The sequence below is a fragment of the Streptomyces albofaciens JCM 4342 genome (genome assembly GCF_008634025.1).
Classification (GTDB): domain Bacteria; phylum Actinomycetota; class Actinomycetes; order Streptomycetales; family Streptomycetaceae; genus Streptomyces; species Streptomyces albofaciens.
Genome location: NZ_PDCM01000001.1, coordinates 3458282 through 3470543, shown reverse-complemented (window position 1 = coordinate 3470543; position 12262 = coordinate 3458282). Strand labels below are relative to the sequence as shown.

Sequence of the window (12262 nt, the reverse complement as noted above, 5' to 3'; positions counted from 1 at the left end):
GCCGCCCTCCTACGCCTGCTCGATCCCCGCGAACCAGGCCGGTCCGTCGTCCAGCGCCATCTTGATCCGCGCCACCGCGAACTCCTCCATCTCCGGCAGCGCGTCCAGCGCGAACCAGCCCACCTCCAGCGACTCGTCGTCGTTGACGACGGCGGTGCCGCCGACCGCGCGGCAGCGCAGCGAGACGTCCATGAACTGGCACTCGTCACCGTTGGGATAGCGCACCCGCTGGAGCGCCTCGACGAGGATCACGCGCTCGGGGACCACATGCACCGCCGTCTCCTCGAAGACCTCGCGCACTGCGGTCTCGGCCGGCTGCTCCCCCGGCTCCGGGATGCCGCCGATGATCGACCACATGCCGCTGTCCGCTCTGCGGCCGAGCAGTACCCGGCCCCGGTCGTCGAAGACCACGGCGCTCACGCCCGGCAGCCACAGGAGCTGGTGGCCGATGCCGGCCCGGATGTCACGGATGAAGTCGGGTGTCGCCATACCCGCACCCTAACGACCACCGGGTAAGGATCATGACCGTCGCGCCGTGCCGAACGTACGTACAAGGCGGTACGGGGCCGCTCCGGCCGATCAGTGGCCCGCGGCCCGCTTGCGGTTCAGGCCGCACCGGCCGCGGATGCAGCGCACCGCGCTCTCCGCGTCGTCGACGGTGACCGTGAAGCTGCGGCCGTCGCCGAGCCGGAGCACCACCGCCTCGCCGCGCCGTACGACCACGGCCGTGCCCTGCTCGGGGCGCCAGCGGTAGCCCCAGCCGCCCCAGTGGCGCGGGGTGACGCGCGGCGCGAAGTCGGCGCCGACGACATGCTCCAGGGGGATCCGGCGGCGGGGCAGCCCCATGTGCCCGCAGCGCACCTCCAGGCAGTCCTGGTCGACCCGGACGGCGACATGGACGAAGGCGAGGGTGCCGAAGAGCACCAGCAGACCGGCCAGCACACAGCCGACCACCGACATCACCAGCGGCGCCAGTCCGGACGTCCAGGCGCTGTCGACGGCCAGCTCGATGCCGAGCGCCATGCAGGCCGCCCCGGCGCCCGCCAGGAGCCACTGCACACGGTTGGTGGCGCGGCCGTGCCACACCTCGGGGACGTCCGCGGGATCCCGGTGACTGCCGGAATCCCCGCCGTCACCGACCGGGCCGCCGTGCTCGCCGGGGGCTGTCGCCCCCTCGTGGGGGTGGTCCCTCATGGAACGCAGCGTACGCGTCTTTGCCCGTCCTGGCAGCGTGTCGCGCGTACTCCCGTGACCTCAGGGACGCACGGGCCCACCGGCCCGGGCCGGGCCGGACAGCAGGCGCCCCTCGGCGTAGGCGAGCGCGGCCCCGGGCAGGCGCCCCGGACGGCCGCTGAGCAGGACGGTGACGGTGCCGGTCGGCTCGGCCGAGGGGGCCGGTTCGGCCCCGATGCGGCGCAGCGCCTGGGCGGCGACCGCCTCGGCGGAGCCGAGCAGGACCAGGGCGGGGGCGCCGGGCTGCTGGAGGGCGGCGCGGATGCGCTCGGCGACCAGCTCGTAGTGGGTGCAGCCCAGGACGACGGTCCGTACGTCGCGGGGCGTGTGCGCGGCGGCGGCCGCGACGGCGGCGTCGACGGCCGCCTCGTCGGCGCTCTCCACGGCGTCCGCGAGGCCGGGGCACGGCACGCCGGTGACCTCGACGCCCGCGGCGAACTGTTCGATCAGGCCGCGCTGGTAGGGGCTGCCGGTGGTGGCGGGGGTGGCCCAGATGGCGACCGGGCCGCCGGTGGCGGCGGCGGGCTTGATGGCCGGGACGGTGCCGATGACCGGCAGTCCGGGCTCCAGTTCGGCGCGCAGGGCGGGCAGCGCGTGCACGGAGGCGGTGTTGCAGGCGACGATCAGGGCGTCCGGGCGGTGCGCGGCCGCGGCGCGCGCGACGGCGAGCGCGTGCGCCGCGATGTCGTGCGGCGGGCGGGGTCCCCAGGGCATGCCGTCCGGGTCGGAGGAGATGACCAGGTCGGCGTCGGGCCGCAGCCGCCGCACCGCGGCCGCCGCCGCGAGCAGGCCGGTTCCGGAGTCCATGAGCGCGATCTTCACCCGGACACTTTACGCCGGGCCGCGCCGTCCTTGTCATACCGGCGGGTTCCGTCCGGCGCCCTGCGGCGGGTTCCGGCCGCGCCGGGGCCGGTGGTGCAGACTGCGGGCGTGGGAGCGATGGGAGCGGTGGAGTGGATCGGCGCCGGGTCGCTGGCGGCCTGGGTGTGGCTGGCGCTGGCGCAGGGCTTCTTCTGGCGGACGGACGTCCGGCTGCCGGAGCGGGCCGACCCGGACCGCTGGCCGCCGGTCGCGGTCGTGGTCCCGGCGCGGGACGAGGCCGCGGTGCTGCCGCTGAGCCTGCCGTCGCTGCTGGCGCAGAAGTATCCCGGCCGGGCCGAGGTGATCCTCGTCGACGACGGCAGTACGGACGGGACGGGCGAGGTGGCCCGGGAGCTGGCCGCGGACGGCGGGCTGCCGCTGACCGTCACCGCGCCCGGCGAGCCGGAGCCGGGCTGGACCGGCAAGCTGTGGGCGGTACGGCACGGCATGGCGCTCGTACGGGAGCGGGGCGACGCCGAGTATGTCCTGCTGACGGACGCGGACATCGCCCACGCCCCGGACAGCCTGCGCGAGTTGGTGGCCGCGGCGCGCTCGGCGGACCTGGACCTGGTGTCGCAGATGGCGCGGCTGCGGGTGGTCTCGCCCTGGGAGCGGCTGATCGTCCCGGCCTTCGTGTACTTCTTCGCGCAGCTGTATCCGTTCCGGTGGGTCAACCGGCCGGGGGCGCGGACCGCCGCGGCGGCGGGCGGCTGTGTCCTGCTGCGGCGTGCGGTGGCCGAGCGGGCCGGGGTGCCCGACCGCATCCGGCACGCGGTGATCGACGACGTGACGCTGGCCCGGACCGTGCGGCGGGCCGGGGGCCGGATCTGGCTGGGGCTGGGCGACCGGGTGGAGAGCGTGCGCCCGTACGCGGGGCTGGGCACGCTGTGGCGGATGGTCTCGCGCAGCGCGTACGCCCAGCTGCGGCACAACCCGCTGCTGCTGGCGGGCACGGTGGCCGGGCTCGCGCTGGTCTACCTGGCGCCGCCCGTCGCGCTGGTGACCGGCCTGGCGGCCGGCGGCGCGACGGCGGCGGCGCTGGGCGGCGCGGCGTGGGCCGTGATGGCGGGCACGTACCTGCCGATGCTGCGCTACTACCGGCAGCCGCTGTGGCTCGCGCCGCTGCTGCCCGGCACCGCGCTGCTCTACCTGCTGATGACGGTCGACTCCGCCGTCCAGCACTACCGGGGGCGCGGGGCCGCCTGGAAGGGCCGGACGTACGGGGCGCCGGAGGCGTCCTGACGGGCGCTCACTGCGGCGGTCGTTCGCCTCGGCAGGCGCTCACTTGCTGGCCGGGGACCAGTTCAGCCCCCAGCCGTACGCCTCGTCGACGGTGCGCTGCGGGCTGACGCCCGGCGCGGGGACCAGGTAGCGGGCCTCGCGCCGCACCACCAGTTCGCCGCCGGTGTTGGTGATCAGGGCGAGGGCGCAGACGGTGGACGGCACGGTGCACTCGTCGAGCGAGAAGTCGACGGGGGCGCCGTACTGGGGCTGGAGCGTGACCGTGGCGTGCAGCCCCTCGAAGCTCCGGGCGCCCGCGTAGACCGTCACGAACACGAGGATGCGCCGGAAGCTCGCCTGGTGGTCCAGGTTGATGGTCAGGTTCTCCCCCGCGGCGACGGCGCCGGTGCGGTCGTCCCGGTCGAGCTGGATGTACGGCGGGGCGTGCAGTGTGCCGAAGTTGCCGCCGATGGGGTGGATCACGCCCGCGCTGCCGTCGGTGAGCTCGTACAGCGCGCACAGGTCGAGGTCCAGGTCGCCGGACTGCGGCAGCAGCGCGCCGCGGGCGCCCAGCGCCTCCATGGTCTTGCGGCCCAGCTTCTTGCCCAGGCGCTTGGCCTGCCCGCCGGCCTGCTGCCAGTTCAGGTTCACCCGCATCGCCCCGGAGGTGCCGCCCTGCTTCGTCAGGGAGACGGCGGGCGCCTCCTTGGTGAGGGTGACCTTGGACAGGCTCACGGGCGGGGCGGGGGCGGGCACGGGGGCGGCGCCGTACGGCTGGGCGGGCGGGGCCGGAGGCGGCGGGTACGCGCCGTACGGCTGGGGCTGAGGCTGCGCCGGAGGCGGCGGGTACGCGCCGTACGGCTGGGCGGGCGGCGCGGCGGGGGCCGCCGGGGGCGCGGCGGGCGGCGGAACCGGGGCCGCGGGCGGCGGGGCCGGGGCGGCCGGTACGGCGGCCGGGGGCTCCTCCTCCACGCTGATGCCGAAGTCCGTGGCCAGCCCGGCCAGCCCGGTGTCGTACCCCTGCCCGACCGCCCGGAACTTCCACGCGCCCTGCCGCCGGTAGAGCTCCCCGAGCACGAAGGCCGTCTCGGCGGTGGCGTCCTGGCTGTCGAAGCGGGCGAGTTCGGCGCCGCTGCCCGCGTCGAGCACCCGGATGTGCAGCCCGGCGACCCGGCCGAAGGCGCCGCCGTCGGCGGAGGCGGCGAGCACCACCTTGTCCACGGCGGGCTCCAGCCGGTCCAGGTCGACGGCCAGCCGGTCGGTCACCGTGTCCCCGGCGGGGCGCTTGCCCTCGTGGCGGACGGCTCCCGAGGCGTGCGCGGGCTGGTTGTAGAAGACGAAGTCCGCGTCGTCGCGGACCTTGCCGGCCGTGGTCAGCAGCAGTGCGGACGCGTCCACGTCCGGGGTGCCGGGTCCGGTGCGCCAGCCCAGTTCCAGCCGTACCGACGTGGCCGGTACCGCGACGTTGCTCCCCTTGGGCATCGACATCGTGGCGCCCTTCCTCTCGCTTCGCTCGCCGGGCCGCTGTGCGGCGCCCCCTACTGCACGGTGGCAGGTTCCAACCTACTTGCCGAAAAATGTCCGCCGTTCATCTGATGTGGCCACGGCCTTTACACGATTCCTACGGGCGTTCGCGACCGATTTTGCCAAGTTCGCTCGCATTGTGGATCGCGGGCTTCACGCGACACGTGAAACAACCCTCTTTTCAGGCTCCCCAACCGGCACATCGTGGGCTTAACTTATGAGGTATGACCTCCCCCCGCTCTACCTACGGCGGCGGCTACTACGCTTCGCCGTCCTTCCCGGACACCCCGATCTACGACTCCCTCGTCGCCGAGCGCGGCACGCCGCAGATTGCCCCGATCCGCGTCGAGTTGCCCTACGACACGGGCTCGTCGTACATGCCCGCCCTCCCGTCGGCCCTGCCCGCGCTGCCCGCCGCGCCGTCCCAGCCGCAGCCCGGCCCCGGTTATCCGGGCGCCGCGGCCCAGCCGGTGGCGCCGCTGCAGAGCACCCCGGCGCCGTACATCCCGCAGCAGCAGGCGGGCTCCCGCGGCTATCCCGCCCAGCAGCAACAGCCCCAGCGTCCCACCGGGAACAACGTCGGCTACGACGCCATGCGCCCGGCCGGTCCGGTCGCGCCCCGGCCCGCGCCGTCCCCGTCGCCGTACGACGATCCGTACGGCCGTCAGTACCCGCGCGGCTACTGACCCGCACGAGCCGTACGCGGGCGGGGAACCGGTCCTGTACCCCGGTGCGGGACCGGTCACCGGGGCGGTGGGGGCGGCTGGCAGGATGGGGGCGTGCCGAAACCTTCCCTCCGCGCCATCCACCGCTATCCGGTCAAATCCATGGCGGGGTCCGGCCCCGGCGAAGCGGTCGTGGAGCCGTGGGGGATCGCCGGGGACCGCCGCTGGATGCTGGTCGACGCCGCGCACCGGTTCGTCACCCAGCGCTCCCGGCCGGGCCTGGCGGCCGTCACCGCCACGGAACTCGCGGACGGCGCGCTCCGGCTGACCGCCCCGGGCATGCCGCCGCTGACCGTCGCGGTGCCGGAGCCCGGCGCCACGGTCACGGTCGGGATCTGGCGCGACGAGGTCGAGGCGGTGCCCGCGTCCGGCGCCGCCGCCGAGTGGTTCAGCGGGTATCTGGACGCGCCCGTACGGCTGGTCCACCTGGACGATCCGGCCAGGAGACGGCCGGTGGACCCCGGCTACGCGCGCCCCGGCGAGACGGTCGGGTTCGCCGACGGCTTCCCGCTGCTCCTCACCACCACCGCCTCGCTCGACGCCCTCAACTCCCTCGTCGCCGAGGGACGGCACCCGGGCGAGGCCCCGCTGCCGATGGACCGCTTCCGGCCGAACGTCGTGGTGGAGGGCACCGCGCCCTGGGACGAGGACGAGTGGCGGCGGATACGGATCGGAGAGATCACCTTCCGGGTGGTGAAACCGTGCGGACGGTGCGTGATCACCACCACCGACCAGCGCACCGGGCAGCGCGGCAAGGAACCGCTGCGCACCCTGGCCCGCCACCGCCGCGTCGGTGACCAGCTCGTCTTCGGCCAGAACCTGATCCCGGAGGGCACCGGCACCCTCCGTGTCGGCGACCCCTTCGAGGTGCTCGACCGCCGCCCGCGTACCTGAGGGCCCGTCGCCCGCCCCCGCCCGGCGGCCCGCTGACGCCCCGTCCGGCCCCGGAGCCCACCCGCCCGGGCCGCATTGCGGGCGCGTGTCCGGCTGCCTACAGTGAGCGCACGGCCATGCCGACAGCGGGAGTGTCCAGGTGACGATGCCGTCCGGGGAGGCGCCCGGGGACCATCTCATTCCGGTGCAGCACATGCGCCCCGGGGACCACGCCTTCGTGAGCTACGACGATGACGAGGTGCGCTGGGAGGTCGTGACCGCCTTCGTGCGGCTCGGGCTCGCCCGGGGGGAGAAGGTCCTCCTCTTCCCCGACCCATGGCTCCCGGAGGCCGAGGTGCTGGCCCGGCTCGACTTCACCGGCCGCAGCACCGTCACCGCCCGTGAGCGCGGGCAGCTGGTGCTGAGCAGCATGCGGGGGCTGATCCGCCCGGACGCCCGGTTCACCCCCGAGCGGCAGCTGGGGCGGCTGTCCGCGGAGACCGCGCGCGCCGCCGGCGAGGGCTTCACGGGCCTGCGGGCCTTCATCGACATGCGGTGGGTGCCCGACCTGAACGCCGACGTACGGGTGATGATGCAGCGTGAGACGCACGCGGACGTGCTGTTCGAGGACCGTCCGTACAGCGAGGTCTGCGCCTACGACCGCCGCTGGTTCGACCGCGAGGTGCTGTACGCCATGGACCGGGCGCATCCGCGCAGCCTCGTGGAGCGGCTCGGCACCCTGCGCACGGTGCGCGGCGCCGACGGCAGCCTGTGCTTCGTCGGCGAGGCGGACACCGGTGTGCGGGCCGACTTCGCCGTGGCGCTGGAGCTGGCCCTGTCCGGCACCACCGGCACCCGCCGGCTCACCGTCGACCTGACCCGGCTGCACTTCCTGTCGGTGGGCTGCGCCACCACGCTGCTCGCGCTCGCCGGACGGGCCGCCGTGCACGACGTGGTCGAGGTCCGCTGCCTTCCCCCGCAGGCGCGCACCCTGCACCGGCTCGGCGCGGGCGCGGTGCCACGGCTGCTCATGACGGAGGTGGTCCGGCCGTGCTGACCCCGGAACCGGCCATGTCCGAGGACGACCCCGTGGACACCCGGGCCGCCGCCTGCCTGCTGAAGCGGCGCTTCACCGCGCGCCTGCTGCCGCAGCTGCGGCTGCTGGTGGAGGAGTGCGCCGTCCGCGAGGGCCTGGCGGAACCGCGGCGCGGCGAGTTCGTGCTGGCCGTGGACGAGATCGCGGGCAACGCGGTGGAGCACGCGGGCGGCTCGGGGCGGCTGGTGCTGCGGCGCGTCGGTGACGAACTGGAGTGCCGTATCAGCGATTCGGGCCCCGGCTTCAGCGAGACCGTGATCCCGGAACTGCTGCCGGGGCTCGACGGAGCGCACAACGGGCGCGGGCTGTGGCTCGCGCGCCTGGTGGCGGACCGGTTCACGGTCCGGGCCGGCGCCGGCGGGACGCCCGGCGCCCGGGGCGCCGAGGTCATCCTCGCGGTACGGGTACGGTCGGAGCCCACGTCCCCCGGACCGGCGCCGGTCCGGTAGGGGCCCGCGTCCACGCCCCGGCCCGGCGCCGGCCCGCGCGGCCGGCCCCGGTCACATCCGCCGCAGCCACTCCTGCGCCCGGTCCCGTACGGTCTGTTCGCCCTGCTGCTCGGCCGCGTCGTCGTGCGCGTACTCCAGTTGGTCGACCACCGCCACCACCCCGTCGATGCGGCCCGCCAGCCGCAGCGCCAGGGCCACCTCGCTGCTGCGCGCCAGCCGCCCGGTCAGCGTCACCACCCCCGCCCGTACGGACACGCCGATCGCGCCCGGCTTGAGGGCGAGGGTGCGCACGAGGACCTCGGTGACCAGTTCCTCGCGGATCTCCTCGTCCGGGCGCAGGAAGACCTGCAGCAGGTCGGTGCGGGTCACCAGCCCGCACAGCCGGCCCTCCGCGTCGACGACCGGCAGCCGGTCCAGCTTCCCGGTCACCATCAGCCGGGCGGCCTCGGTGACGGTCTGGTGGGGCCCGATGGTCACCGGCGGCGAGGTCATCAGCTCGCCCGCGCGCAGGCCGCGCTTCCTCGCGCGCGCCGCGCGGGCGCTGCCGGTCAGCCGGCGGCGGTTGTACCAGCGGTTCTGCAGCATGTCCTGCGCGGCCTGGCGGAACATCAGGTCCGTCTCGGAGATGACGCCCAGCACCTTGCCGTCCGCGTCGACGACCGGCAGCCCCGTCTTGCGGTGCCGGCTCAGCAGATTGACGACTTCCCGGAACGAGGTGCCGGACCGGGCCCTGACGACCTCGGTGTTCATGAGCCGGCCGACCTGTCGGTGATCCATCGCGGGGCCTCCCTCAGGCAGGGGTACAGTGTCGGCCGCCGCCCGGGGTCCCTGAAGCCCGCGCACACGGCGATACGGTCCGCGCCCGGCAGGTGACGGAGTGCCGTACGGGCCCGGGACCGTACGCCGCCCTCCCCCTCGCCCACGACGCGGTCCGGCGCGTGCCGCGCCGGTGATCCGCCGCCCGTTGCGTGCATGACGTGCGCCTGACGAGGTACCTGCGGACAGGGAGAGGGGGTACGAAGTGGTACGTGTCATCGCCGGGCTGTGGCGCTGGCGGCGCAACCCGCTGCGCCGGACAACGGATCTGCTGGAGGCGTGGGTGGCGCTGGCCGCCGTCGTGCTGATGGCGCTGGGCGGTGTCCTCGCGGGCCTGGCCGTGGGCGGCGTCGCGAAGGGCGCGCTGCTCAGGTCCGTACGGACACAGGCGCAGGAGCGGCACCAGGTCTGGGCGACGGCGGACCGGGCCCTGCCCCGCGCCTCCTTCGACCCCGATTCCGAGACCTCGTCCGCCCGGAACGCGCACCGCCGGGTGGTCGCCCACTGGACCGGGCGGGACGGCAGCGGGCACAGCGGCCGGATCGCCGCGCCGCACGCCGTGCGCGTCGGCGAGCGGTTCCGTGTCTGGACCGACGACCGGGGCCGGGTGGTGCCGCGGCCGATGGACGCCGGGACGGCCGAGGCGCACGCGGTCTTCGCCGGGCTCGCCGCGGCGGGCCTGGCGGCGGGCGCGGTCGAGGGCGGCCGGCGGCTGGCCGTACGGCGGCTGCTGACCTGCCGGTACCGGAGCTGGGAGCGGGCGTGGGAGCGCGCGGGCCAGGATTGGGGACGGGCCGGAGCGGGCAGCTGAACTGCCGCGGCGGGCGCCGGAACGGCCCCGGTCATACAGGCTGACCATGTCATCCGGCGCCCTTCGGGCGCGCTACGGTGGAGCGTCCAGCCTCCCGGCTGGGGTCCCGGGCATACGAACGCGGACATACGCGGACGTACAACTGCCGGGCCGGTAACAGCCGCACGAGGTGGGGGCACGACAGCGCCATGGCACAGGGCTCGGTCCAGGTGACGCACACGGGCACATCGCGGTGGCGGCGCCGCACGGGCGAGTACAGCTCCCTGGCCGCGGCCCTGGACGCCGCCGGGGACGGTGACGTGCTGACCGTGGGCGCTGGCACCTACCGCGAGAACCTGGTGCTGGTGCGCGCGGTGACGCTGCGGGGGCCGGACGGCGCGCGCGGGTCGGTGCGGATCGCGCCCGCCGACGGCGTCGCGCTGACCGTACGGGCCTCCGCGACGGTCCAGGACATCCAGGTGGAGGGCCAGGACTCCACCGCGCCCGCGGTGCTGGTGGAGGACGGGGCGCCGGAGCTGGACGGGCTGCGGGTGGTCACCCGCTCGGCCTCCGGCATCGAGGTGCGCGGGGGCGCGCGCCCGACCGTGCGCCGCTGTTCGGTGGACAACCCGGGCGGCGTGGGCATCAGTGTGCTGGACGGCGCGGGCGGCATCTTCGAGGAGTGCGAGGTGGTGGCCGCCGGGCAGACCGGGATCGCGGTGCGCGGCGGCGCGCACCCGCGGCTGGAGAACTGCCGGGTGCGGCACGCCTCGGGCGCGGGCCTGTCGGTCAACGACGAGGGCAGCGGCGTCGAGGCGGTCGGCTGCGAACTGTACGAGATCAAGGGCGCGGGCGTACAGGTGGCCGCGCGGGCGAGCGGCCAGCTGACCGACTGCACGGTGCACCGGACCTCGGCCGACGGCATCACCCTGGACACCGACGCGGTGCTCACCCTCGCCGACTGCGACATCCACGACATCCCGGAGAACGCGGTGGACCTGCGGTCCCGGTCGGTGCTCACGCTGACCCGCAGCACGGTGCGCCGCTTCGGCCGCAACGGGCTGTCCGTGTGGGACCCGGGCACCCGGGTGGACGCCAACCGGTGCGAGATCCACGACAGTACGGGCGACTACCCGGCGGTGTGGGTCAGCGACGGCGCGACCGCCGTGCTGGAGGCGACGCGGGTGCACGACGTGCCGGACGCGCTGTTCGTACTGGACCGGGGCTCGCGCGCGGACGTGGTGGACTCCGACCTGTCGCAGGTGCGCAACACGGCGGTGTCGGTGAGCGACGGGGCGACCGTGCAGCTCGACGACTGCCGCATCCGGGAGGCGGCGACCGGCGCCTGGTTCCGCGACCACGGCAGCGGCGGCACGCTCGCCAACTGCACCATCGACGCGGCCCAGACCGGGGTGATCGTGACCAAGGGCGCCGACCCCACCGTCGAGCGCTGCACGGTCGCCGCACCGGTCGAGGCGGGCTTCTACGTCTCCGCCGAGGGCCGCGGCACGTTCGACTCCTGCCGGGTGACGGGCAGTTCCGGGTACGGGTTCCACATCATCGACGGGTGCCGCGCGACGCTGACGCGCTGCCGTACGGAGCGGTGCGCGCGTGGCGGGTACGAGTTCGCGGACGGCGGCGCCGGACACACGGGCGGGCCGGCGGTGCGGGACTGCACCAGCGACGAGAGCCGCGCGGTGGGCGACCCGCTGGTCCCGGCCCCCGAGGTGCGGGCGCCGGCGGCCGTACCGGAGGCGCGGACGGCGGGGGTGCTGGGGAACGCACCGGTCCAGGGCGCGCAGACCGCGCCGCCCGCGCCCGCGTCGGCCGCCGCCGAGCCCGCGACGCCCGCCCCCGAGCGCCGCCCCTCCGACGAGGTGCTCGGCGAACTGGACCGGCTGGTCGGCCTGGAGAGCGTCAAGCGCGAGGTGCGCAGCCTGATCAACATGATCGAGGTGGGGCGGCGGCGCCGGGAGGCCGGCCTCAAGGCCGCCTCGGTCCGCCGCCACCTGGTCTTCACCGGCTCCCCCGGCACCGGCAAGACCACGGTCGCCCGGCTCTACGGCGAGATCCTGGCCTCGCTGGACGTGCTGGAGCGCGGGCACCTGGTCGAGGTGTCCCGGGTGGATCTGGTCGGCGAGCACATCGGGTCCACGGCGATCCGTACGCAGGAGGCGTTCGACCGGGCGCGCGGCGGGGTGCTGTTCATCGACGAGGCGTACGCGCTCTCGCCGGAGGACTCCGGGCGGGACTTCGGGCGCGAGGCGATCGACACGCTGGTGAAGCTGATGGAGGACCACCGGGAGGCGGTGGTGGTGATCGTGGCCGGCTACACCGCCGAGATGGAGCGCTTCCTCGCCGTCAACCCGGGGGTGGCCTCGCGCTTCTCCCGCACCATCACCTTCGCCGACTACGCGCCGGAGGACCTGCTGCGGATCGTCGAGCAGCAGGGCGAGGAGCATGAGTACCGGCTGGCCGAGGGGGCGGGCGAGGCCCTGCTCAAGTACTTCACCGCGCTGCCCAAGGGGCCGTCGTTCGGCAACGGCCGGACCGCCCGGCAGACGTTCGAGGCGATGGTCGAGCGGCACGCGGGCCGGGTCGCCCTGCTGGCCGACCCGGACACCGACGATCTCACACTGCTGTACGCGGAGGACCTGCCCGACCTTCCGTGACG

Annotated in this window: 12 protein-coding genes; 7 read left to right on the top strand and 5 right to left on the bottom strand. The window is 75.2% G+C overall.

What is annotated here, in order from left to right; all coding sequences use genetic code 11:
* Positions 1–9: 9 nt before the first annotated feature.
* The 3 genes from CP973_RS15650 to CP973_RS15640 form a co-directional block, all read right to left on the bottom strand.
* A complete protein-coding gene (locus CP973_RS15650; RefSeq protein WP_150241156.1) occupies positions 10–489 on the bottom strand; it encodes an NUDIX hydrolase in 480 nt (159 codons plus the stop codon).
* A gap of 90 nt (positions 490–579) precedes the next feature.
* Complete coding sequence (locus CP973_RS15645) at positions 580–1194, bottom strand: hypothetical protein (RefSeq protein ID WP_208853192.1); 615 nt, start codon at positions 1192–1194, stop codon at positions 580–582.
* A 60-nt stretch (positions 1195–1254) separates the two neighbouring features.
* The gene (locus tag CP973_RS15640; RefSeq protein WP_208853191.1) at positions 1255–2055 is read right to left on the bottom strand and encodes a glutamate racemase; all 801 of its coding nucleotides are present in this window, start codon (positions 2053–2055) and stop codon (positions 1255–1257) included.
* A gap of 117 nt (positions 2056–2172) precedes the next feature.
* On the opposite strand from CP973_RS15640, the gene CP973_RS15635 reads away from it, so the two are divergent.
* On the top strand, positions 2173–3336 hold the full coding sequence (locus CP973_RS15635) for a glycosyltransferase (RefSeq protein WP_150243635.1): 1164 nt from the start codon (positions 2173–2175) through the stop codon (positions 3334–3336).
* 39 nt (positions 3337–3375) lie between these two features.
* On the opposite strand, the gene CP973_RS15630 is transcribed toward CP973_RS15635, so the two are convergent.
* Positions 3376–4803: a TerD family protein gene (locus CP973_RS15630; protein ID WP_150241154.1), complete on the bottom strand. Its 1428-nt coding sequence runs from the start codon at positions 4801–4803 to the stop codon at positions 3376–3378.
* Positions 4804–5063: 260 nt separating this feature from the next.
* Between CP973_RS15630 and CP973_RS15625 the strand changes: the two genes are divergently transcribed.
* The 4 genes from CP973_RS15625 to CP973_RS15610 all read left to right on the top strand — a co-directional run bounded on the left by CP973_RS15625 (position 5064) and on the right by CP973_RS15610 (position 7982).
* Positions 5064–5525, top strand: coding sequence for a DUF6643 family protein (locus tag CP973_RS15625; RefSeq protein ID WP_150241152.1), 462 nt, complete (start codon positions 5064–5066; stop codon positions 5523–5525).
* A gap of 93 nt (positions 5526–5618) precedes the next feature.
* Entirely contained in the window at positions 5619–6458 is an 840-nt protein-coding gene (locus CP973_RS15620; protein ID WP_150241150.1) for an MOSC domain-containing protein, read from the top strand.
* Between the two features lie 145 nt (positions 6459–6603).
* Positions 6604–7494, top strand: a complete 891-nt coding sequence (locus CP973_RS15615) for an MEDS domain-containing protein (protein WP_150243633.1) — start codon at positions 6604–6606, stop codon at positions 7492–7494.
* Positions 7488–7982 (top strand): ATP-binding protein, encoded by a 495-nt coding sequence (locus tag CP973_RS15610; protein WP_425281969.1) that lies wholly within the window; start codon positions 7488–7490, stop codon positions 7980–7982. The genes CP973_RS15615 and CP973_RS15610 overlap by 7 nt, the downstream gene beginning before the upstream one ends.
* A 51-nt stretch (positions 7983–8033) precedes the next feature.
* Here the strand turns inward: CP973_RS15610 and CP973_RS15605 are convergent, their stop codons facing one another.
* A complete protein-coding gene (locus CP973_RS15605; protein WP_150241148.1) occupies positions 8034–8759 on the bottom strand; it encodes a CBS domain-containing protein in 726 nt (241 codons plus the stop codon).
* A 244-nt stretch (positions 8760–9003) separates the two neighbouring features.
* On the opposite strand from CP973_RS15605, the gene CP973_RS15600 reads away from it, so the two are divergent.
* Both CP973_RS15600 and CP973_RS15595 read left to right on the top strand, forming a co-directional pair.
* Positions 9004–9609, top strand: coding sequence for an Rv1733c family protein (locus CP973_RS15600; protein WP_244409512.1), 606 nt, complete (start codon positions 9004–9006; stop codon positions 9607–9609).
* Between the two features lie 188 nt (positions 9610–9797).
* Positions 9798–12260: a right-handed parallel beta-helix repeat-containing protein gene (locus CP973_RS15595; RefSeq protein WP_150241146.1), complete on the top strand. Its 2463-nt coding sequence runs from the start codon at positions 9798–9800 to the stop codon at positions 12258–12260.
* Positions 12261–12262: the final 2 nt, after the last annotated feature.